At 63.2% G+C, this 21283-nt stretch carries 20 protein-coding genes; 1 reads left to right on the top strand and 19 read right to left on the bottom strand.

Annotated elements, in window-relative coordinates; genetic code table 11:
- Positions 1-24: 24 nt before the first annotated feature.
- From gspD to WH265_RS22055, 16 genes are all read right to left on the bottom strand, one after another.
- On the bottom strand, positions 25-2445 hold the full coding sequence (gspD, locus tag WH265_RS22130) for a type II secretion system secretin GspD (protein WP_339559667.1): 2421 nt from the start codon (positions 2443-2445) through the stop codon (positions 25-27).
- 45 nt (positions 2446-2490) lie between these two features.
- Positions 2491-3132, bottom strand: a complete 642-nt coding sequence (locus tag WH265_RS22125; protein ID WP_339559666.1) for a hypothetical protein — start codon at positions 3130-3132, stop codon at positions 2491-2493.
- Entirely contained in the window at positions 3129-3695 is a 567-nt protein-coding gene (gene gspM / locus WH265_RS22120) for a type II secretion system protein GspM (protein ID WP_312986321.1), read from the bottom strand. The genes WH265_RS22125 and gspM overlap by 4 nt, the downstream gene beginning before the upstream one ends.
- Positions 3692-5020, bottom strand: coding sequence for a PilN domain-containing protein (locus WH265_RS22115; protein WP_339559665.1), 1329 nt, complete (start codon positions 5018-5020; stop codon positions 3692-3694). The genes gspM and WH265_RS22115 overlap by 4 nt, the downstream gene beginning before the upstream one ends.
- Positions 5021-5038: 18 nt before the next feature.
- Entirely contained in the window at positions 5039-5902 is an 864-nt protein-coding gene (locus tag WH265_RS22110) for a type II secretion system minor pseudopilin (RefSeq protein ID WP_339559664.1), read from the bottom strand.
- The gene (locus WH265_RS22105; protein WP_021028970.1) at positions 5902-6624 is read right to left on the bottom strand and encodes a prepilin-type N-terminal cleavage/methylation domain-containing protein; all 723 of its coding nucleotides are present in this window, start codon (positions 6622-6624) and stop codon (positions 5902-5904) included. Before WH265_RS22105 ends, WH265_RS22110 begins: the two co-directional genes overlap by 1 nt.
- Positions 6621-7061, bottom strand: coding sequence for a type IV pilus modification PilV family protein (locus WH265_RS22100; protein WP_339559663.1), 441 nt, complete (start codon positions 7059-7061; stop codon positions 6621-6623). Before WH265_RS22100 ends, WH265_RS22105 begins: the two co-directional genes overlap by 4 nt.
- Entirely contained in the window at positions 7058-7555 is a 498-nt protein-coding gene (locus WH265_RS22095) for a GspH/FimT family pseudopilin (protein WP_312986317.1), read from the bottom strand. The genes WH265_RS22100 and WH265_RS22095 overlap by 4 nt, the downstream gene beginning before the upstream one ends.
- Before the next feature lie 40 nt (positions 7556-7595).
- Positions 7596-8027: a type II secretion system major pseudopilin GspG gene (gspG, locus tag WH265_RS22090; protein ID WP_021028973.1), complete on the bottom strand. Its 432-nt coding sequence runs from the start codon at positions 8025-8027 to the stop codon at positions 7596-7598.
- A gap of 27 nt (positions 8028-8054) precedes the next feature.
- The gene (locus tag WH265_RS22085) at positions 8055-9329 is read right to left on the bottom strand and encodes a type II secretion system F family protein (protein WP_021028974.1); all 1275 of its coding nucleotides are present in this window, start codon (positions 9327-9329) and stop codon (positions 8055-8057) included.
- Complete coding sequence (gene gspE, locus WH265_RS22080) at positions 9322-11058, bottom strand: type II secretion system ATPase GspE (protein WP_021028975.1); 1737 nt, start codon at positions 11056-11058, stop codon at positions 9322-9324. Before gspE ends, WH265_RS22085 begins: the two co-directional genes overlap by 8 nt.
- A gap of 109 nt (positions 11059-11167) precedes the next feature.
- The gene (gene rfbC, locus WH265_RS22075; RefSeq protein WP_021028976.1) at positions 11168-11716 is read right to left on the bottom strand and encodes a dTDP-4-dehydrorhamnose 3,5-epimerase; all 549 of its coding nucleotides are present in this window, start codon (positions 11714-11716) and stop codon (positions 11168-11170) included.
- A 4-nt stretch (positions 11717-11720) separates the two neighbouring features.
- The gene (gene rfbA, locus WH265_RS22070; protein ID WP_339559662.1) at positions 11721-12611 is read right to left on the bottom strand and encodes a glucose-1-phosphate thymidylyltransferase RfbA; all 891 of its coding nucleotides are present in this window, start codon (positions 12609-12611) and stop codon (positions 11721-11723) included.
- A 2-nt stretch (positions 12612-12613) separates the two neighbouring features.
- Positions 12614-13507, bottom strand: coding sequence for a dTDP-4-dehydrorhamnose reductase (rfbD, locus tag WH265_RS22065; RefSeq protein WP_339559661.1), 894 nt, complete (start codon positions 13505-13507; stop codon positions 12614-12616).
- Between the two features lie 59 nt (positions 13508-13566).
- Complete coding sequence (gene rfbB / locus WH265_RS22060) at positions 13567-14622, bottom strand: dTDP-glucose 4,6-dehydratase (protein ID WP_339559660.1); 1056 nt, start codon at positions 14620-14622, stop codon at positions 13567-13569.
- 113 nt (positions 14623-14735) lie between these two features.
- Positions 14736-15509, bottom strand: coding sequence for a type III pantothenate kinase (locus WH265_RS22055; protein ID WP_027011401.1), 774 nt, complete (start codon positions 15507-15509; stop codon positions 14736-14738).
- Positions 15510-15685: 176 nt separating this feature from the next.
- On the opposite strand from WH265_RS22055, the gene lysM reads away from it, so the two are divergent.
- On the top strand, positions 15686-16150 hold the full coding sequence (gene lysM / locus WH265_RS22050) for a peptidoglycan-binding protein LysM (protein WP_021028981.1): 465 nt from the start codon (positions 15686-15688) through the stop codon (positions 16148-16150).
- Positions 16151-16228: 78 nt separating this feature from the next.
- On the opposite strand, the gene WH265_RS22045 is transcribed toward lysM, so the two are convergent.
- From WH265_RS22045 to WH265_RS22035, 3 genes are read right to left on the bottom strand one after another with little or no spacing between them, the layout of a single operon-like run.
- Positions 16229-19075: a class I SAM-dependent methyltransferase gene (locus WH265_RS22045; RefSeq protein ID WP_339559659.1), complete on the bottom strand. Its 2847-nt coding sequence runs from the start codon at positions 19073-19075 to the stop codon at positions 16229-16231.
- Complete coding sequence (locus WH265_RS22040; protein WP_339559658.1) at positions 19072-20454, bottom strand: ABC transporter ATP-binding protein; 1383 nt, start codon at positions 20452-20454, stop codon at positions 19072-19074. The genes WH265_RS22045 and WH265_RS22040 overlap by 4 nt, the downstream gene beginning before the upstream one ends.
- A complete protein-coding gene (locus WH265_RS22035) occupies positions 20444-21271 on the bottom strand; it encodes an ABC transporter permease (protein WP_027011402.1) in 828 nt (275 codons plus the stop codon). Before WH265_RS22035 ends, WH265_RS22040 begins: the two co-directional genes overlap by 11 nt.
- Positions 21272-21283 lie beyond the last annotated feature (12 nt).

Here is a 21283-nt window from a genome sequence, read left to right as displayed (position 1 = left end):
TCAATATCTTTACAACATAGCTTATTACTGTGCCTGCACAGGCTGCACAGGGGCGACATGCGACGCAGGGCGCGTAGATGCATTCGAGCGAATCAACAGATCATCGTCATTCAAGCCACGCAGGCGGTCACGCAGCTCTTCGCTGACCTCACGGACATCTACATCGGTTCGTACGACACGAGGTGTCATCACCAGCAAAAGTTCCGTTCGTCCTGTTTGTCTGGTGGTGCTGCTGAAGGCTTTGCCGATGATCGGAATGTCTTTCAGCAAAGGAATACCTGAGTTGGTATCTTCATTCCTGTCTCTGATCAAGCCGCCCATGACGATCGACTCACCAGAACGCACGGCCAGCTTGCTGACCAGCTGGCGGTTGGAGAACTTGGTCTGTTGCGATGCGGTGTCAAGGCCGGCGCTGTCGATGACGGACTGGTCGATCTGCAAACTGACCATATTGCCAGAATTGACCGAAGGCGTGACATTCAGAATCACACCTGTGTCCTTCAGCTGGTAGTTATCGGATACATAGTTGTTGGACGGTACATAGCTACTTCCAACCCTGATTGGGATCTGCTCACCGACCGTAATGGATGCAGGGTGGTTGTCCATCACCATCACAGATGGGCTGGACAGCATCTTCACCTGCCCCTGGCCCGCTACCGCACTCAAGCGGGCGGCGATATCACCACCGCTATTGAACAGGGAGTAGGTAAAGCTCCCCTTCGTGACAGCAGCGGCGCTAGAACTCGTAGCCCCCAAAGTGCCCAGGCTACCAGTACCCGAATAATCGCGACCATTCACTCCAATCCCACTGTTGCGGAACAGCCACTCTACGCCGTATTCCAGATTGTCATTGAGCGTCACCTCAATGATGCTGGCCTCGATCAGCACCTGGATAGGCGCCACATCCAGGCGTTTCAGCGAAGACTCGATCTTGCGGAACTGCGAGCCGGTGGCCCAGACCAGAATGGTGTTGTTGAACTCATCGGCTACGACTCGGATATCGCCAATGGCTGTGGCAGTAATGGTCGGTGTGCCGCCTTGCTGCTGGGAATTTCCACTGGTGCCAAAACGGTTGGAATTGTTGTTGCCGAAGCCAGAGGAAAAGCCGGAGGTGCTGCCAAAGCTGTTGAAACCGCCTGTACGGTTGTTGTTATTGTTGTTGACGCCATTGAGACCAGGCGCAACACCCGAGGTCATGTTGCCGCCAGCGCCCTGCTGGCCGCCAAAGATGCCGTTGAGCACTTGGGCCAGGTACTTGGCATTGCCGTTTTGCACGCGGTAGACATAGAGCTCGGGCTCGCTGCCACCGTAACCTGGCACATCGAGACGGCGAATCCAGCGTTCGGCTTCATCCAGATAGGAGGCACGCGGCGTAATCACCATCAGCGCGTTGAGGCGCGGGATGGGCAGCACGCGCAGCGCACCAAACAGCGGGTTGGAATCGCCCAGCGAGGTCAGCAGCGCGGCCGCAGCGGCCGCATTGCCGCTCAGCTGGTTATTGCCTCCCCCACTGGCAGCAGCGCCAGTCGCCTGGCCAGGCCGGCGCGCAGCGGCAGCGCTCGCAGCGCCACCCGTTATGCCTGCAGACCCGGCAGCGCCTTGGCCCTGCGTTGCCTGGCCACCACCGCCATTGACCATTTGCAGCGCCGCACTGACTTCTTCGATCGAGGCGTGCTTGAGCGGATAGATGCCCACCGACATGCCCTTGAGCAGGTCCACATCAAAGGTCTTGACCATCTCCATCCAGCCTTCGGACTGGGTGCGTGTGCCTTGCATGATCAGCACATTGCGCACGGTATCCACCTTGATGAGGGCCTCTGCCGGGATGATGGGCTTGAGGATATTGGACATCTCGGTGGCGCCAATGTACTGCAGCGGCACCACGATCACACCATAGCCAGGAGCCATGCTGCCAGGAGCCCCAGCCATGCGCACATTGCCCACCAGGCTGCGCAACGCCTCGGGCTTGCCCACCTGGTAGGTGCCGCGGGCATCGCGCACCATCGCCAGGCCGTTGGCCTGCAGCGCCGCCTCCAGCAGGAAGACTGCCTTGTCCGGGTCGATCGGCTTCGGGGTCGTCAAGGTCACCGTGCCCTGCAGCGGCGGGTGCATCACATAGTCGATCTTGAGGATATCGCCCAGCACGGTGCGAACCACCTCGGCCACTGGTGCTTCCTCAAAGCGGAAGCTGACGGGTGCGCCGGCGGCAACGGGAGCTGATTTGTCGATATTGAGCAGTTTGTCTGTGCCACGCAGCACGCGTGGCTCAGTCGATTCCTCTTCCTCGTCGCCACCCAACTTAGGGGTGATCAGGATATTTGGCGCTTGGATGACCGGGGCGGAGCCATTGGCTTGCACGGCCGTTTGCGCATGGAGCGGCAGCAGCATGCCCATCTGGCCCAGTGCGACCACCAGTGCAGTCTTGAAAAATACGGGAGACTTCATGGTTCTAACCCTAGGATCTATCTATATATATAGGGATTGCCGCGCTCAAGGGCGCTGGGCAGCGGTAGAGCCACCCAGACTTGCACGGCGACGAGGTGGAGGAGTATCGGTGCCGGCAGGGGGCTGAGCGATCTGGACAGGGAGAGCTCTGGCAGACGCATGGGTCTCTGTCGCCCCGCCATAACCCTGCTGCAGCTTGCCCTTTTGCAAGGCAATTTCCTTGGTCACGCCTGCACGGGTGAAATACACCCGGTTATCTGCGACCGAGCTCAAGGTCCAGCCATCAAGCAAGCCCTGCAGCGGCAGGGATTTGTCCTTGCCCTGGAAATTGATGATGATGCCGCCGGTCTTGCCGTCCGCACTGAGATAAACGCCGCTGAGCACCGCATCGGCCAGGTAGTCCGGCGGAGGCGGTGGCGCCTCCGCAGCCGCCACCGGTGGTGGAGGTGGCGGGCGCCGGGTAGGAGAGAACAAGGGACGATCAAGCATCGCCAGAAACTGGCTATGGTCCATCGCCTGTGCCTTGCCCAGGCGAGGGACGATATCGTCCAGGTTGGATTTCTGCCCTCGGGGCATGGTCCAATGGGAATTTTTCAAGCCACCGCTGGGGCTGAGCCACATCCAGACCAAAAGCAGGACCAACACCACATTGGCAGCTATCAAAATGACACTTGTATAGCGTTTCATGGACGCTCCCTCAACACGCTCAAGGTCATCTGGAGGCTCAGGCGAGGCGCCATCTTCTCATTCATCACTTGCAAAGTGCCCTGGTTTCTGACTTCGACATCGGCCAGCAGCATCACTGGCAGCTGCTCATTCAGCACGGCGAGCGCGCTATCTACGGCCAGCAAGTCACCTTCAGCGCGTACCGACAGCGGAATGCGGTCAAAACCCTTTTCTTCCTTGGCCGGCAACACCTGGCTGCTGACCACCGTCAACCCTGCCGTGGTCAACAGGCTGCGCACCTTCTGCTGCACGGCATTGCCGGTCTGCGCCACATCCTGGCTGGCGGGGTAAATATACTCAGCACGGATCTGCAAGGCACGCTCGAGCGACTGGTCAATCTCCTCGCGCTGCAGATCCAGGCCGCGCAGTCGCGCATAACGGGGCTCAAACTCCGACAGACGCGCCTGCGCCCAAAGGTGTTTGCTGGCGATATAACTGCCAAGACCAATCAAGGGCAGCAGCACCAGCAAAGCGGTGGCAACTAGGATCAGCAGTTCTTTGCGGTTGGGGCGGGTCACTATCATGGTTGTTTCCCTCCAGCGTCAGGGGGAGGGGTTACAGAGCCACCCAGGCTGGCTCTCGGCTTGGTACTGCCACCCAATGTGGCTTTGGAGGCTGGGCGGGGGGCTGTGCCAGTGGTGGCGCCCGCTGCCGGTGCGACGGCAGTAGGTGGCGCGGCAGGCGCAACTCCTACCGGAGCGGTCGGGGCATCGGCCCCAAGGGGTGCAGCAGCGGCTGGCTCTGCAGGCTGTGGTTTCGCAGCTTCTGCCTCTACCACAGTCTTGGGACCAAATACCTTGGCATCTAGCCCCAACTCGATAGTGAAATTCTCTTTGGTGCCGCCGCCCATGCGGGTAGCGGCGCTGGGCGCGCGCACATCCTTGACGCCATCCTGGTTGCTCAGCTTCTGCATCAGGGCCGACGCATTCTCGGTCAAACCGGAAATCGTTACTTTGCTGCCCTGGATACGCGCCGATTGCAGCGCCGTATCATCGGGCAGCACATGGGTCAGCATGCTGAGCACCTGGACCCCATCAATGCGTTCGCCCAGCAACTCCGACAGGCCCGCGACCTTGTCGGCACTCTGGATCAGGCTATCGCGCTTGGCCACCACATCGGCGGTCTTGGCGGCCATGCCTTCATAGGCATGGGTTGCCTCAATCGCGCGCAGCCGCAGCTGCGCCGTAGGGGTGGCAGCAATCACAGCGCACAACAGCAAGGCGAGCGCCGCGCCACCCACATTCCACCACAGCCGCTTGCGGCCCCAGGCATAACGGGCGTGTTCGCCAAAGCCCTGGAACACCACGGGGCTGCGCTCCGGAGCAAACACCCATACCTCGGGCTGCTCCAAGGATTCGGCCTTGGTCTGCCCTTTGAGCGTTTGCAGGTGCAATTGCTCCGCGACCCGGGCCTGCAGATAGGGCTCGGTCTGGGTCCTGGAGGCCAGCACCACCAGCAATTTGACCGCCTTGCTGCTGCGGCTCAGTTCGGTGTAACCCCAGAGCAGGTCGTCTGCGGCAAAGGGGCTGATCGCCTGCACTTCCAGCTCGGCAGCGCTGGCGCAATCCTGGGGGTCCAAGGCAGGCAGGGCCACCGTCTTGCGCAGTACCATGTGCTCGGGCAGCTCCACCGCCCAAAACGCAGGCTCCCGCCCGGCCTTGGCCACCGGCTGGCCGCTCTCCCACACCACGCTGGGCGCGCCTTCGGCAGGCACCAGGCGCAGCATCTGCTCGGGCCGCAACCATGACAGCGGCGGCCACTGCGGCGCCCTGCGCCATGTCTTGAAAACATCGGCCTTGAGCTGGTTCAGATCCAGCCCAAAAAAGCGCGATTCAGTTGAAATTGCCATAAGGGTTCTTTGCTTCGATCAGGATGCAGGCTGCAGCATCTGGCGCGCCTCAAACGTGTACCAGGGCAGACCGTCCCGCGTTCTGGCCCCAAAGTACACACTGCGATCTACGAGAAAAATACGTCCATCGGCCATCGGCACCTGGGCGGTTATTCGGTAACGGCGTTGCGCCCCGCCGGGTCGCGCCAGGTTGGCGTCCAGGCCAGAGGTATCCAGGCCAGGCTGGCCCCGCGATGCAGCAATGCGGGCTGCAATACCCTCGTCGCCATTGGCCAGCACCCGCAGAACTTGCGGAGGAGCTGCCAGCGGATTGACCGTGGCGCCTCCCGAGCCGGTGGTTGACGCGGTGATCAAGGGCGCGAGTCTAGCATAGAGGTCGTAATCGATTCCGGGCACCTGCATCAGGTCTTCTATCGCTTCAAAACGCTCAGGGCGGCGGCCATCGAGCGACGCGCGTTCACGGCGATCAAGGATCGCCACGGCGAGTTCCTGGGCTGCAGATTCGGGCAGTCCGCCACCAACGCTCATCAGGGCCGTCAACAGTGGCAGCGATGCGCCATTGATATTGATAAGGCCATTGAGCGGCATCACACTGACCGCCACCTGCGCGCCCTGGTAGTTGACCGAGGTTTCGGTGGTTTCCTGCAAGATCGTGCGGTCGGCCGACAGCTGCTGCAACACCATGACCACAGCCGCATCGCCCACCGCCTGCGCGGTCACCTTGTCCTTGGCAACCCCCACCATCTTGGCTTCCTGGCGCACCACACCGCTGACGCCCGTGACCATCAGGCTCAGTGCCGCAACCAGCCAAAGCACGGCGATCAGGGCCATCCCCTGCTGGGAGGATGCCGTGGCCGTGCGGCGTTGAATCTGTAAGCGCATCATCCGCTCGAGCCTCCCAAGCTCGCGCCGCCGCCGCCTCCTCGGGGATCCCCCGCGGGCATCACGCGCAACTGCACCACCACCGGTGCCAGCACCATCGACTCGGTGGACATCACCACCTGCACCGCCTGCGGCAGCCGATCCACCGCGCCCCAGTCACTGCCCCATTGCGGCGGGTCAATGGCCCCGTCCAGGTACTGGAAAGACAGGCCCGTTGCATGCTGCAGCAGCGGGTAGGTCTGTGCCCCACCCCAGTCGGGCAGGGTCTGCTGGTCGATCCAGGGCAGGTAGCTCAGCATGACGGCAGGCGCGCCGTCATAGCTGCCCATCGCCAGCCGGAAATGGTAGCGGCCACCGACGCCGTAACGCGCCGGCATCACCCCCACCCAGGTCATCGACTGGCCTGCGCCTTCAAAGAAAAATGCCGAGGGCGTGGCGCTGAGCATGCCTTGCTGCTGCAGCCCCTGCACCCGTTTGGCGGAGATGCGGCCCAGTACGGCGCGCAAAAAATCGGTGCTGGCGCGCGACTCGTCCATGCGTTCGAGCCGGTTGTCGATGCTGGTCTCCGTCCGGCCCATGGTGCCCATGGCACCGGCCAAGCCCAGCACGATCAGCGACAGCAAGGACATGGCCACCAGCATCTCCACCAACGTAAAGCCGGCGGCCTGGCGGCGCTGGCCATGCAGGCTGCGCACAAAAAAATGCGGGTGAACGCGGCTCATCCTGGCGGCACCACATTCTCTGCCGGGTCGGGTGGCCGGCGCTGCGCACGCAAGGTCGTGAGCTCAAATTCGCGCGCGCGCTCGCCCTCGGCCCAGTGCACGCTGATGTGCACCTCATGCAACACGGGGATGTTCGGGCTCTCGTCCACGCCGGTCTTGAACGGCGCGCTTTGCACGCTCCACTGGTAGCCATTGCTCTGGCCCGATTCGTTCCAGCCGCTTTCGTAGACCGAGTCGCGCGAGTCCATGATGGACTGCGCCAGTTGCACCGCATATTGGTAGCGATCGAGATCACCGACGCTGCGCGCATTGCTGCCCGTGGCGCGGTAGATCATGCCCAGCGAGATCGCCATGATGGACAGTGCCACCAAAATCTCCAGCAAGGTCATGCCTTGCTGCTGGCGCGGCCGCAGGGACAGAGACGACAGCGCCCTCATTGGAACAAGGGCTCCTGGGTGACGCGGCCTGAGAGCCAGTCCACCCGCAGGCGCGTGCCAGCGCCGTTTTTGCGCAGAATCTCCACGCTGCCGCCGGTGGAGCCCCCCGAGGCCAGGAACACGATCGAGGCCGAGCTGTTGGGCACAAACTCGCGGTCTGCGACCGTGGTGCGCAGATCGACGGTCTCGGGAATCTCCTTTTCCGCGCCCGCATAGCCATAGTGCCTGGTCTGCAGGTCCACGGTAAAGCGCACCGGCTCGCCTTGCGAGACGGCGGTATAGCGGGCCGAGCGCAGCTGGCTGATCATCGTGCGCACGGTATCTCGGTACTGCACCCCGTCCTTCAGCCGGTCATAGGCGACCGGCGCCATCGCCACCACCAGGGCCATGATGGCGAACACCACCATCAGCTCGATCAAGGTAAAGCCTTGATGGGCTGCTGGGCGCTGCGTAGCACGGGGGTGTCGGCGCAGCCATGGCAAGGCAGTCGGCACGGGGATTCCTGGTCAGACCGGAAAAATGGCAGGCGCCGGTTTACTGCGCGTTGCGCACATCGGCGGCTTCGCCTTCGCCCCCGGGCTGGCCATCAGCGCCCAGCGACAGGATGTCGACCCGGCCACCGTTGTAGCTGTAACGGTAGGGGTTGTTCCAAGGGTCATTGGGCACGCCACCCGACAGATAAGGGCCGTTCCAGCCGCGCACATTGCCCGGCTGCTTGGCCAACGCGTCCAGACCTTCTTCGGTGGTCGGGTAGCGGCCGGTATCGAGCTTGAAAATATCCAGCGCCTTTTGCAAGTCGGCAATCTGCACGCCGGCGGTCTTGGATTTGGCGCCGCCCAATTGGCTCAGCACCTTGGGGCCCACCAGGCCCGCCAGCAAGGTCAGGATGGCCAGCACCACCAGCAGTTCGATCAGCGTAAAACCACGGCTTTTGCGTGGCGTCTTTTGGGTGAAAAAGGCCTTCATGGCGGGCTCTCCTTGCAGTATTAAAAATTAAGCAGCCAGATCGTTGACGGACAGAATGCCCATCAAGATAGACACAATGATGGAAGCAATCATGATGCCCAGCACCAGGATCAGCACCGGCTCGATCATGGTCAGGGCGCGTTTGATGCCGGTTTCCACCTCACGGTTCAAAATATTCGACAGCTCCAGCATCATCGAGCCCAGGCGGCCGGTCTCTTCACCGACGCGCACCAGGTTCACGGCCAGCGGCTCGAACACCGTCGTGGTGTTCATCGCCTGCACCATCTTGCCGCCCTCTTTGACGATGGGCGGAATCTTCGCCAGCTCAGCCTGGATCAGGCGGTTGCTGACCGTATCGGTCGCGATATGCAGCGCGGTGAGCAAGGGCACGCCGTTGCCCAGCAAGGTGCCCAGCGAGCGCGAATACAGGGTCAGCTGGTACTTGAGCGCCAGGCGCCCCAGAATTGGCATGCGCAGCAACACGCCCTGCCACCACAACCGGCCCTTGGGCGAACGCAGCCAGCTGCGCATCACATAGACCACGGCGGCGCCACCCAGCAATACCACCCAACCGTTCTTGCGGAACACCTGGCCGATGGTCATCACGATCTTGGTCGGCGTGGGCAGTGCATCGCCCATGTCGGTGAACAGTTTCTCGAACTGCGGCACCACAAAGCCCAGCATCGCGATCAGCGACAGGATCGCCACGGCCACGAGGATCATCGGGTAGATGGTGGCCGAGACCACGCTTTCCTTGAGCGCACGCTGGCGCTCCAGATGCTCCACCAGGCGCTGCAGCACGGCCGACATCTGGCCACTGGCCTCGCCCGAGCGCACCATGTTGATGTAGAAATCGCCAAACAGCTCCTGGTGCACCATCAGCGCCTTGGACAGCGGCACCCCGCCCTTGACCGCTTCGAGCACGCCGGTCAGCAGCTCGCGCATGCTGTCCTTGAAGGCCATGTCGATCAGCACGCGCAGCGCGTTATCCAGCGCCAGGCCGGCCTTGAGCATGATCGACAGCTCCGAGGTCATCGCCAGCACATCGGCGGCCTTGGCCGGGCCCTTTTGCGACTTGGGCGCCTTGGCCTTGCCAATGGCGCTGGCAGCGGCCGGCTTGGCCCCAGCGGCCTTGGCGCCTGCCGGCATCAGTGCGGCAGCATCCACCGCATCGACAATGCGCACCGGCGTGAGCTTTTGCGCGCGCAGGTGCTTTTGCACCGCCGCCGCATTGGGCGCTTGGAAAGTGCCGCGAACCTGCTCGCCCGCGGCATTGATCGCATGCCAGGCAAAATCAGCCATCAATCTGGTCCTGGGTGACGCGGGCGACTTCGTCCAAGGTGGTCATGCCGGCGGCCACCTTGCGCAGGCCGTCCTCGTGCAGGCTCAGCATGCCGGACTTGGCCGCCAGGTTGAACAGCTCGTTCGAGTCCTTGCCCGCATTGATCGCATTGCGCATCGGCTCGTCGAGCACAAACAGCTCGTGGATGCCGGTACGGCCCTTGTAGCCGGTCTGGCGGCAGGCATTGCAGCCCACAGCGCGGTAAATCACCTGGCCTACTTCGCTAAAGCGCGCCAGGCCGGAGCGCTTGCGCACCTCTTCGCCCGGCTCGTAGGCCTCTTTGCAATTGCCGCACAAGGTACGCACCAGGCGCTGGGCCAGCACCCCATTGACCGAGGAGGTGATCAGGTAGCTCTCCACCCCCATGTCCTGCATACGGGTGATGGCACCGGCGGCGGTGTTGGTGTGCAAGGTCGACAGCACCAAGTGACCCGTCAGCGCCGACTGCACCGCGATCTGCGCGGTTTCGCCATCACGCATTTCACCGATCATGATGATGTCCGGGTCTTGCCGCAGGATGGAGCGCAGCGCATTGGCAAAGGTCAGGTTGATCTGGGCATGCACCTGGATCTGGTTGATCCCTTCGAGCTGGTACTCGACCGGGTCTTCGACGGTGATGATCTTGTTCTCGAGTGCATCAATCTTGGACAACGCTGCATACAAGGTGGTGGTCTTGCCCGAGCCCGTGGGCCCGGTCACCAGCAAAATGCCGTGCGGGCGGCCCAGCAGGTCGTTGAACTTGGACAGCGTGTCCTTGGCGAAGCCCATGGTTTCGAGCTGCAGCCGCACGCTGGCGCGGTCCAGCACCCGCATCACGATGCTCTCGCCATGCACGGTGGGCACGGTCGAGACACGCAGATCGAGCTCGCGGCCCTTGACGCGGGTCTTGATGCGGCCGTCCTGCGGCAGGCGGCGCTCGGCAATGTCCAGATGCGCCATCAGCTTGACGCGCGAGCCCACAGCCGCCGACAGGCGCGGCGGCACCAGCTCACCGGGGTGGATCACACCATCGACCCGGTAGCGCACATGCAGCCCATCGTCAAAAGGCTCCAGGTGGATATCGGAGGCGCGCAGATCGGTCACCTTGCCGATGATGCTGTTGACCAGGCGAATCACGGGTGCCTCGCTCGCCAGGTCCTTCAGATGCTCGACAAAGTCGCCCACATCGGAGCCATCGCCAAACATGTCATCGCCGTCGTCTTCTTCGGCTTCGGGCTCGGGCTCCTGCAGCGCCTTTTCAATATCGGCCTGCAGTGCCAGGTGCGGGCGAATCTGCAGCCCGGTCGACATCTGCAGCGCCTTGATGACAAACGGGTCCTGGGGCGAGGCCATCGCCACATCCAGCACGCCATCCTGCAGTTGCAAGGGGAAGACATGCTGCGAATGCTGGAACTCGGGCATCAGGCCCGGCACGCTGATCGCCTCGGCGGGGAAATCGGTGCCCAAGGTGAAAGGAATCTGCAGCTGGGTCGCCAGCGTATGCATCAGATCCAGCTCGGAGACCAGGCCCAGCTGCACCAGCACCTGGCCGATGAGGCTGCCCATCTCCTGCTGGGCCTGCAGCGCACGCTCCAGATCGCGTGGCGACAGCTTGCCCGCCTGCACCAGCATCTCGCCCAGCAAGGGGCGGCGCCCGGGCTCTGTGGCCAGGGCTGCATCGCTGAAATCGTCAATGGTGCTGGTGCTCATGCGTCTATGGTCTCAAAAGCCTATGACAGGCGTGGTATTCATCCCCTTAGCCTATAGGGCACCCAGTGTAGGCGCCAGGCATGGGAGACAAATGGGAGGAAAAGCAAACTCAGGCAAAAACATCGGCCTCGGCAAAGGCCTTGCCCTGCTGGTCCTTGGCCGACAGCTGCGGCTCCAGGCCGTTCAACTGCCAGTCGATCGACAACTGTGCATCATTCCAGATAATGCAGCGCTCGTGGGCCGGCGCGTAGTAGTCCGTTGTTTTGTAGAGGAACTCGGCCGTCTCGCTGAACACGACAAAGCCATGGGCAAAGCCCGGTGGCACCCACAGCTGGCGTTGGTTGTCCTCGCTCAGCTCCACAGCCACCCATTGGCCAAAGCTGGGCGAGCTTTTGCGGATGTCAACGGCCACATCCAGCACCCGGCCCTGCACCACCCGCACCAGCTTGCCCTGGGCCTGCTCCAGCTGGTAGTGCAGACCGCGCAGCACACCCCGGCTGCTCTTGCTGTGGTTGTCCTGCACAAAGTCATAGTGCTGGCCCACCGCCGCATCAAAGGCTTTTTGGTTGAAGCTCTCAAAGAAAAAGCCGCGCGTGTCGCCAAATACCTTGGGCTCGATGATCTTGACGTCGGGCAGCGCCGTGTCGATGGCTTGCATGCCTTTACTCCTTGGGCTCCTGCAGCAGGCGCTGCAGGTACTGTCCGTAACCGTTCTTGGCCAAGGGCTTGGCCAGCGCGGCCAGCTGCGCGTCGTCGATATAGCCGCTGCGCCAGGCGATCTCTTCCGGGCAGGCAATCTTCAGGCCCTGGCGGCTTTCCAGCGTGGCGATGAACTGGCCGGCATCCAGCAGGCTGTCATGCGTGCCGGTATCGAGCCAGGCATAGCCCCGGCCCATGATCTCCACGCTCAGCTGACCTTTTTCCAGGTACAGGCGGTTCAGATCGGTGATCTCCAGCTCGCCGCGCGGCGAGGGCTGGAGGCCCTTGGCCAGCTCCACCACCTGGCTGTCGTAGAAATACAGGCCGGTCACCGCATAGTTGCTCTTGGGCTTGGCTGGCTTTTCTTCCAGCGACAGCACCTTGCCCTGCTTGTCAAAGTCGGCCACGCCATAGCGCTCGGGGTCGGTCACATGGTAGGCAAAGACACTGGCGCCCGCGTCGCGCTGCATCGCGCTGGCCAGCAGCTTGTGGAAATCATGACCATAGAAGATATTGTCGCCCAGCACCAGCGCGCTTGGCGCACCGGCCAGAAAGCTCTCACCAATCAAAAAGGCCTGTGCCAGGCCATCGGGGCTGGGCTGCACCGCGTATTCCAGGTGGATACCCCACTGGCTGCCATCGCCCAGCAGCTGCTCGAAGCGCGGCGTGTCCTGCGGCGTGCTGATGACCAGGATCTCCTTGATGCCCGCCAGCATCAAGGTGGTCAGCGGGTAATAGATCATCGGCTTGTCGTACACCGGCAGCAGCTGCTTGCTGACCGCCAGGGTGGCCGGGTGCAGGCGGGTGCCGGAGCCGCCCGCCAAGATGATGCCTTTGCGTGCTTGGACTGTCATTTTCAGAGAATCTCCTGCAGCATGCGCTGCACGCCGGTTTGCCAGTCAGGCAAATCCAGCGCAAAGCACTGCTGCAATTTGTGGGTGTTCAAACGGGAATTGTGGGGGCGGCGCGCTGGCGTCGGGAAGGCCGAAGTGTCGACCGCCTGCACCTCCTGCGCCGTCAGATTCAGCGCCGGGTTGATCTTGCGCGCCGTCTCCAGCACAAAGCGGGCATAGCGGTTCCAGGTGGTCTCGCCACCGGCCACCAGGTGGTAGATACCGCTCAGCTCCTGCGCCGAGCCCATCGCCGTGCGCAGCGCATGGGCCGTCACATCGGCGATCAGGTCGGCACCGGTGGGCGCCCCCCACTGGTCGTCGATGACGGCCAGCTTGTCGCGCTCCTGCGCCAGGCGCAGCATGGTCTTGGCAAAGTTGCCGCCGCGTGCGGCATAGACCCAGCTGGTGCGAAAAATCAAATGCTTGGCGCCGCTGGCCGCAATCTGCCGCTCACCGTCGAGCTTGGTCTGGCCATAGACCGACAGCGGGCCGGTGGCCTGGTCCTCTTGCCAGGGCTGGTCGCCACCGCCATCGAAGACATAGTCGGTGCTGTAATGCACCAGCCAGGCGCCCAGCGCCTGGGCCTCGCGTGCCAGCACGCCCACGGCGTCGGCATTGATCGTGCGGGCGGCCTCGGGCTCGCTCTCGGCCTTGTCCACCGCGGTGTAGGCTGCGGCATTGACAATCACATCGGGCGCCAGCGCACGCACGGTTTCGGCCAGCGCCTCGGGGCGCAGCAGGTCGCCGCACAGCGGGGTGCTGGCGCGGTCCAGTGCAACCACTTCGCCCAGCGGCAGCAGGCTGCGCTGCAGCTCCCAGCCGACCTGGCCGTTCTTGCCCAACAACAGTATTTTCATCGCATCGTCCTGTCAGGCAGCCCCGGCATGCAGATGCCAGGCCCGCCTCGCTAGCGCCCTCAGGCGTACTGCTTGTTGACCCAGTCCTTGTAGTCACCCGACTGCACCTGGGCCACCCAATCCTGGTGCTCCAGGTACCACTGCACGGTCTTGCGGATACCGCTGTCAAAGGTTTCTGCCGGCTTCCAGCCGAGCTCCTTCTCCAGCTTGCGCGCATCGATCGCATAGCGGCGGTCATGGCCGGGGCGGTCCTTCACATAGCTGATCTGCTCGGCATAAGAGCGGCCATCGGCACGCGGGCGCTGCGCGTCAAGCAGGCTGCAGACATGCTGGACGATCTCGATATTGGGCATCTCGTTCCAGCCGCCCACGTTGTAGGTCTCGCCCAGACGGCCCGCCTCCAGCACACGGCGGATGGCGCTGCAGTGGTCCTTGACGTAGAGCCAGTCGCGGATCTGCATGCCGTCGCCATACACGGGCAGGTTCTTGCCCGCCAGCGCGTTGACGATCATCAGCGGGATCAGCTTCTCGGGGAAGTGGTAGGGGCCGTAGTTGTTCGAGCAGTTGGTGGTCAGCACCGGCAGGCCATAGGTGTGGAACCAAGCACGCACCAGGTGGTCGCTGGCCGCCTTGCTTGCGCTGTAGGGGCTGTTGGGCTCGAAGTTATGGGTTTCGGTAAAGGCCGGATCGTCCTTTTCCAGGCTGCCGTAGACCTCATCGGTCGATACATGCAGAAAACGGAAACCGTCCTTGCGCTCACCTTCCAAGCCGCTCCAATAGGCGCGGGCAGCTTCCAAGAGGCGCAAGGTACCGACCACATTGGTCTGGATAAAGTCCTCGGGGCCGTGGATCGAGCGGTCCACATGGCTTTCAGCGGCAAAGTGCACGATGGCGCGCGGCTGGTGCTCGGCCAGCAGGCGGTCGAGCAGCGCGCGGTCGCCGATATCGCCGTGCACAAAATGGTGGCGGCTGTCGCCCTGCAGGCCCGCTAGGTTGTGCAGATTGCCCGCGTAGGTCAACTTGTCGAGATTGACCACCGGTTCATCCGAACCCGCCAGCCAGTCCAACACAAAATTCGAGCCGATAAAGCCGGCGCCTCCGGTGACGAGAATCATGGTCAGTACAGGTAGTTCAACAAATAACCGTCCATTATCGCATTGCCCTTCGGCTGCACTGCCCTGGCTCGGCCAATCCAGGGGCTATCGCTGTAACCGCATGTGGGCGGGGCTCAGCCCTTGGCGCCAAAGCGGCTGTGGGCGATATGCAGCAAGCCGTCAAAAATCAGGTTTTCGACCAGCTCGAAGGGCCGCGTCATGCTGGGCATCATCTTCCAGCCGGCGCCGCCGGTCATCACGCAGGCAGGCTCCTGGCCGCAGTGGGCCATCACATGCTGCACCATGCGCTCGACCGCACCGGCGATTGCATAGGTGCCGCCGCTGGTCAGTGCATCGCTGGTGTTGGTGGGAAATGGCCGCACCTCGCCGGTCGGCACATGCAGGCCGGCCGTGCCCGACTCCAGCGCCTTGAGCATGATGCCGTGGCCCGGCAGTATCAGCCCGCCCAGAAACTTGCCATCGGCATCGATGGCCTCGACGGTCACCGCCGTGCCCACCATGACCACCACCACCGGGCGCTGGCGCCCCTGGGCCAGCACATGGTGCCAGGCGCCCACCATCGCCACCCAGCGGTCCGTGCCCAGGCGGCTGGGGTGGTCATAGCCATTGGTCAGGCCCGCCTCCGCATTGGACGACACCACCCAGTTGGGCGCCAGGTCCCAGATGTCCATCTGCGTCTGCACGCGGCGGCGCACCACGTCGCCGGCCACCACGCAGCCGAGCATGTACTGCGGCTCGGGCAGCTCGGCCCAGCTGCCCTCGGCCAGGCGTTCGATATTGTCCAAAAACTCCACGCCATGGGCCAGCACGGCGGCGCCCGGTTGTGCTGCGTCATACATCGCCCACTTGAGGCGCGTGTTCCCTACGTCGATGGCCAGAAAATGCATGGGCGGCATTATCGGCCTTTTTGGCCGCCCGCCTTGTTGCACGTGCAACATCCCGGGGGCCGCGCGTCTTCCTGGCGCCACTGTGAATTTTTTTCAAGCGACCCCGTCTGACTTCATGGCGTTCACAAATAGCTATATATTGGACAGTTCCTGTAACCAACCCTCTAGGAGTCACCATGGGACTGTTCAGCTTTATCAAGGAAGCCGGTGAGAAATTGTTCGGCGGCAAGGAAGCAGCTGCCGCAACCGCAGCACAAGACCTGAACGCGACAGCGGGCGCTGCCATCGAAAAATACATTGGCACCCAGAACCTGGGCGTGTCCGATGTGAAGGTGGCCTTTGATGCCGGCAAAGTCACGGTAACCGGTGTGGCTCCCACCCAGTCGGCAAAGGAAAAAGTCACGCTGTGCTGCGGCAATGTCTCGAGCGTCAGCGATGTGGACAACCAGATGACCGTGACCAACCCCGAGCCAGAAGCCAAGTACTACGATGTGGTCTCGGGTGACACGCTGTCGGCCATCTCCAAGAAGATGTATGGCGATGCCAACAAGTACATGGTGATTTTCGACGCCAACAAGCCCATGCTGAGCGACCCCAACAAGATCTACCCCGGCCAGAAGCTGCGCATTCCTGCGCTGTAATCCAGCCCAGCAGCTTGGATAAAAAATCCCGCAGACGGCCCTGGCCGCTGCGGGATTTTTTTTGTCCAGGTGTGCTGGTTAACGGGCCTGCGTCTGCTTGAAGCGCTCGACCAGCTGGCGCAGGTCCTGCTCGGCCTTGTAGATAACCGCCAGGTACTCGTGGTTGTTGATGCCCCAGAGCGAGGAGTCCATGTCGGTGGTGTGGGCCACCAAGAACGGCAAGGTGGTGACCACCCGCATCTGGGCACGGCCCTGCAGGTAGCTGTCAATGGTGTTGGTGTGCGGGTCGCGAATGGAAGAGTTCCACTCGGACAGCGCTTCGAGCGCCGGCCGGGCGTAGATGTTGTGCACCATGCTGGTCATGCGGTCCAGCACCACAAAGGTCTCGCCGTCCTGCTCCTGCACCTCCAGCACCTGGGTGCCCGGGTGGATCTTGGCGATCAGGCCGGCAAAGATATCCCACTGGCCGTCATGGGCGGCCAGCCAGCCATCGACGCGGGCGCGGCGCTGGGCATAGTCGGGCGGCATCTCGACATCGTCTTCCATGATCTCCAGCTGCGTCGCGCCGGTCTGCAAGGCCTTGCGCGCCAGGTACTGGTAGCTCATCGCGCAGCCCAGCCAGCCGGGGCTGAAGCGCACGCCATCGAACACCGCCACCTCGGACTGCAGGCCCGGCAAGGTCTGCTCGATGAAATGGGCGCGGCGGCGCACGGTCTCGGGCATGCTCAGCACCATGCAACTGCCAGGCAGCGGCTGCTGCACCGTCAGCGCCTCCCACTGCGCCGCATCGATGCGGCCCAGCGCATAAAGCGCGCGCAGCACCATGAATTCAAACTGCTGACCGCTGCGGGCCACCTCATCCGCCAACCCTTGCTGCAGCTGTGCAGGCGCCTGCGCTTGCTGCTGCAGCATCTCCTGCACGGCCTGCACCATCGCCTGGGCGTCGCCCACCGGCGTCACCCGCAGCGCGGGGTTGTCCAGCAAGGCCGCATGCTGGTGGATATCGGCACTGCTCTCGGTCACCACAGGCGTGCCCAGGCTCAGGCATTCGTACACCCGGGTGGTTTCCAGCAAGGCGCCTTCGTAGTAGTGGATATTGACAACCACCCGCGCCTGGCGCACGGCCTGGCGCAAGGCATCACCAAACAGGTTACCCTCGATGCGCACCTTGAACTGGCGCTGCAAGGCCTGCAGCATCTCCTGGCGGCGCGGCGCATTCACATCGCCGTAGAACAGCACATCGCAGCTCGGCTCGGCGGGCGGCAATGCAGGCTCGCCGCAGTCCTGCAGCAGCTGCGAATACGCGGCCACGCCGCCAATGGGCACCAGGAAGGTGTGCGGATAGCGGATGCCCTTGGTCTCCAAAAAGGCCAGGTTGGCTGGTGCATAGTCCCAGGCGGACAGCGAGTTTTCCAAAATCGCCAGGTAGTCATCGGTGAACCAGCGCGGGCTGACGCTTTGCTCCATCTGAAAGACGATGCGCTTCTCACCGGGCGGCAGCTGCTTGAACATCTGCGGGCAGACCACGATGTACATGTCCAGGCCAAAGCCCTCGGCGGGCACATCCTGCAGCAGGCTCACTTCAAAGCCGGCCTTGCGCAGCACCTGGGCCAGCCCATGGGCGACAAACTGCGTGTGCGCCGTGGCCAAAATGCCGTAACGCCGGTTGCTGCCCGGCAGCAGGGCCACCGCCGGCATAGGCGCGCCCCGGGCCTGGCGCATCTTGCGGCGCAGCGCATGGCGCAGCCGGCGCAGGCCTGCGGGCTCATAGGGCGCCAGCTTTTGCTTGAGCCGGAAGACCACGCGCTTGCCTTTGCGCAGCAAATCAGTGATCTGCCACATCGGCGAGAGCTTGCGCGCCAGCGCCTGCATCTGCTGGGCCTGCTGCTCGATCTGCCACTGCTTTTGGGCCACATCCTGCTGTAGCGCCAGAAGCTTGATGTCTTGCTGCTGCTGGCGTGCCGTCAGCCATTGGCTCTGTGCCTGGGCCTGCTCCAGCGCATTCTGGGCTTGCTGAGCCTGGGCCTGGGAGCCCTCCAGATGGCCCCGCAGCTGCTGGCGCTCCAGCTCCAGGCTGCGGATATCTGCATCGAGCTTCTCGATCCAGCTGTGGCGCTGCTGGCCGGCCGCTTCCAAGGACTGTACCTGCTGCTGCTTGTCACCCAGCGCATGCTGCAGCGCCATCATCTCGGCCTTGGCCTCCAGGCGCGCGCCTAATGTAGCAAACACCCGGCAGACCTCACGTTGAAAGGCCGCATCACTGCGATCACAGAGGCGGCGCAGCAATGCAGGCTGCTGCGCGCCCACTAGCAGCACGCCCAGGCCATTGCTGTGCGGAAAATGCAGGCTGGGGTAGCGCCCCTCCAGCTCCGCCCAGAGCTGGTACACGCCAAAGTCATCGCGGTGCACATTGCTGTCATGGAACAGCACCACACCGCGCTCGCTCAGCTTGGGCAGCCAGGTCTCGAAATCATGGCGCACCGCCTCGTAGGTGTGCAGGCCATCGATATGCAGCACATCCACGCTGCCGTCGGCAATACTCGGCAAGGCCTCGTCAAAGCGCATGCGCATCAGGGTCGAGAACTGGGTGTAGTGCGGGTCATGGGCCTGGCGCAGGCTGGCCAAAATGCCCTCGCCGTAGGCGCCGGCATGGGCATCGCCCTCCCAGGTGTCGACCGCATAGGTGCGCGTCAGCAAGCCCTGCTCCGCAATCGCCTGGCAAAAAGCCAGGTAGGAAATGCCCGAATAAGCGCCCAGCTCGACCAGGCTGCGCGGCTGCGCCACCGCCATCAGCCAGGCGGCAAACGGAATATGCCCGGCCCAGGGGGCAGGATGGGTCAGATGGTAGGGCTCCATCAACGCGGCGGGCAGCAACCAGCCATCGCTGGCGCGCGCTTGCCCCGGGAGGTCTGTCATACGGTTCATGGGGAAGAGGTTTCCTGTTGCGCCTGGCCGGCCTGCAGCACGATGGACCGCATCGGAATGCCCAGCAGTCCGGTGGCCATGTTCGTGGACTCGGACTTGAAGTGCAGCGCATCCTGGATCCAGTGCTGCTGCACATGGTCGTGCTGCGAGCCATCAGCGAGTGCGACGTCGATCGAGTAATTACCCACCGGCATGCGGGGCATGTCAAAACTGAACTCGGCCTGCAGAACCTGGCCGCCGGCGCAGGCCACGGGCTGGCCCAGGTAGCTCAAATAGCTGTTGTCACCAAAAACGGCCTGGCCGGTGCGGTCCTTGACCACAAAGCCGACGATGGGCGACTGCAGAGGCTGATGGCACTGGGCCTGGATGCGCAAGACCACCGGCTCGCCCCCGACCACCCAGTGCAAGGGGCGCTGCTGCGTGTCCATCAGCCAGGCGCCGGTGATGCGCGCCCCGCCCAGGCCAAACGAAGGCGCCTCGGGGTTGAAGCGAAACACCTCGATATCGTTGCGCAGCGGCTCGGCGCGGAAAAAATCGCGCCGCTGGTCATGCCAGGGCAGGCCGGCATCGAACACCGGCGCCGCCGGCGCCGCAGCGGCCGGCCCACTGCCCTGCTCGGCCTCATAGCAGGCCTGCATGTAGCGGTCGCAGACCTCCTTGGTCGGGCCAATCTGCATGACCTGGCCCTTGTCGATCCAGACCACGCGGTCGCACAGGCTCTTGATGGCAGCGGTATCGTGGCTGACAAAGAGCAAGGTGCCGCGCTCCATGAAGCTGCGCAAAAAGCGCATGCACTTCTGGGTGAACACCGCATCGCCCACGGCCAGCGCCTCGTCGACCACCAGGATATCGGCGTCCACATGGGCAATCACCGCAAAGGCCAGCCGCACATACATGCCGCTCGAATAGGTCTTGACCGGCTGGTCAATGAACTCGCCAATATCGGCAAAGGCGGCAATCGAGTCAAAGCGCTCGGCGATCTGCGCATCGCTCAGCCCGAGCAGTGCCGCATTCATCGCCACATTGTCCCGGCCCGAGAACTCGGGGTTGAAGCCTGCACCCAGCTCTAGCAGGGCCGCGATGCGCCCATGGGTGGTGACCGCGCCGCAGCTGGGCGCCAGAGTGCCGCAGACCATCTGCAAGAACGTGGACTTGCCCGAGCCATTGCGGCCAATGATGCCAATGGTCTCCCCCCTGGCTACCTGCAGGTCCAGCCCGCGCAGCGCCCAGAATTCGCGGTGGTAGGGCTTGGGCTCGCGCCCCATGAGGCGCGAGAGGCGCGGCATCATAAACTGCTTCAGGCGGTCACCGGGCGCGTCATAGATATGGAAGCACTTGCCCAGGCCCTGCACTTCCAGTGCCAGAGATTCAGAGGACATCGGCAAATCCCTTGCGCGTCTTCTGGAACCAGGCAAAGCCCAGCCAGGCGACCAGGCTGCAGGCCAGCATGCTGATGGCCCAGCCGCTCCAGTCCGGCATACGGCCCCAGATAAGCACGGCGCGCGTCTGTTCAATGAAAAAAGTCAGCGGATTGAGCCACATCGCGGTCTGAAAGCTCGCAGGCAGCGCATGCACGGGAAAGAAAATCGGCGAGATAAACATCAGCATCGTCGTCATTACCCCGGTGATCTGCTTGAGATCGCGGGCAAACACGCCCAGCGACGCAAAAAACCAGCCCACGCCGACACTGAGCAAGACCAAAGGCGCCCAGACCAGCGGCAGCAGCACGGCCGTCAGCGGGATCTTGCCGTTCAGCACCAACAGCGCCACGAGCAGCACCACCAGACTGGCCAGCGCCTGGAACAGCGCCGAGCACACGGCCACCACCACCAAAATCTCCAGCGGAAACACCACGCGCTTGACGTAGTTCACATTGGCCAGCACCAGGTGCGGGGCGCGGTTGAGCACATCGGAGAACAGGCCGTAGACGATCAGGCCGGCAAACAGCACCATCGCAAACTGGGTCTTGGACTCGGGCCCCTCGCCCCAGCGTGCCTTGAACACCACCGAGAACACAAAGGTGTAGATGACCAGCATGCACAGCGGTATCAGCACCGCCCACAGCCACCCGCCGAGCGATCCCTTGAAGCGCTCACTCACTTCCCGGCGCGTCATCTTGACCACCAGCGGCCAGTGCGCACGCACGCTACCCACCAACGCGCGCGCAGAGGCAGCGCTGCCTACACCGACAGTCAATGTGAGACTCCA

Origin of the sequence: Comamonas sp. MYb396, from assembly GCF_037479555.1 — a bacterium.
GTDB lineage: Bacteria > Pseudomonadota > Gammaproteobacteria > Burkholderiales > Burkholderiaceae_C > Comamonas.
This window is presented reverse-complemented; position numbering and strand designations above follow the sequence as displayed.

Bases quoted from the DNA above. Each gene is read 5' to 3' on its own strand.
- WH265_RS22105 (WP_021028970.1), bottom strand. From the start codon at position 6,624: ATGAGCCGCGTTCACCCGCATTTTTTTGTGCGCAGCCTGCATGGCCAG.
- rfbD (WP_339559661.1), bottom strand. From the start codon at position 13,507: ATGAAAATACTGTTGTTGGGCAAGAACGGCCAGGTCGGCTGGGAGCTG.
- rfbA (WP_339559662.1), bottom strand. From the start codon at position 12,611: ATGACAGTCCAAGCACGCAAAGGCATCATCTTGGCGGGCGGCTCCGGC.
- rfbC (WP_021028976.1), bottom strand. From the start codon at position 11,716: ATGCAAGCCATCGACACGGCGCTGCCCGACGTCAAGATCATCGAGCCC.
- lysM (WP_021028981.1), top strand. From the start codon at position 15,686: ATGGGACTGTTCAGCTTTATCAAGGAAGCCGGTGAGAAATTGTTCGGC.
- gspM (WP_312986321.1), bottom strand. From the start codon at position 3,695: ATGATAGTGACCCGCCCCAACCGCAAAGAACTGCTGATCCTAGTTGCC.
- gspG (WP_021028973.1), bottom strand. From the start codon at position 8,027: ATGAAGGCCTTTTTCACCCAAAAGACGCCACGCAAAAGCCGTGGTTTT.
- WH265_RS22085 (WP_021028974.1), bottom strand. From the start codon at position 9,329: ATGGCTGATTTTGCCTGGCATGCGATCAATGCCGCGGGCGAGCAGGTT.
- WH265_RS22110 (WP_339559664.1), bottom strand. From the start codon at position 5,902: ATGCGCTTACAGATTCAACGCCGCACGGCCACGGCATCCTCCCAGCAG.
- gspD (WP_339559667.1), bottom strand. From the start codon at position 2,445: ATGAAGTCTCCCGTATTTTTCAAGACTGCACTGGTGGTCGCACTGGGC.
- gspE (WP_021028975.1), bottom strand. From the start codon at position 11,058: ATGAGCACCAGCACCATTGACGATTTCAGCGATGCAGCCCTGGCCACA.
- WH265_RS22040 (WP_339559658.1), bottom strand. From the start codon at position 20,454: ATGTCCTCTGAATCTCTGGCACTGGAAGTGCAGGGCCTGGGCAAGTGC.
- rfbB (WP_339559660.1), bottom strand. From the start codon at position 14,622: ATGATTCTCGTCACCGGAGGCGCCGGCTTTATCGGCTCGAATTTTGTG.
- WH265_RS22045 (WP_339559659.1), bottom strand. From the start codon at position 19,075: ATGAACCGTATGACAGACCTCCCGGGGCAAGCGCGCGCCAGCGATGGC.
- WH265_RS22125 (WP_339559666.1), bottom strand. From the start codon at position 3,132: ATGAAACGCTATACAAGTGTCATTTTGATAGCTGCCAATGTGGTGTTG.
- WH265_RS22055 (WP_027011401.1), bottom strand. From the start codon at position 15,509: ATGCATTTTCTGGCCATCGACGTAGGGAACACGCGCCTCAAGTGGGCG.
- WH265_RS22115 (WP_339559665.1), bottom strand. From the start codon at position 5,020: ATGGCAATTTCAACTGAATCGCGCTTTTTTGGGCTGGATCTGAACCAG.
- WH265_RS22100 (WP_339559663.1), bottom strand. From the start codon at position 7,061: ATGAGGGCGCTGTCGTCTCTGTCCCTGCGGCCGCGCCAGCAGCAAGGC.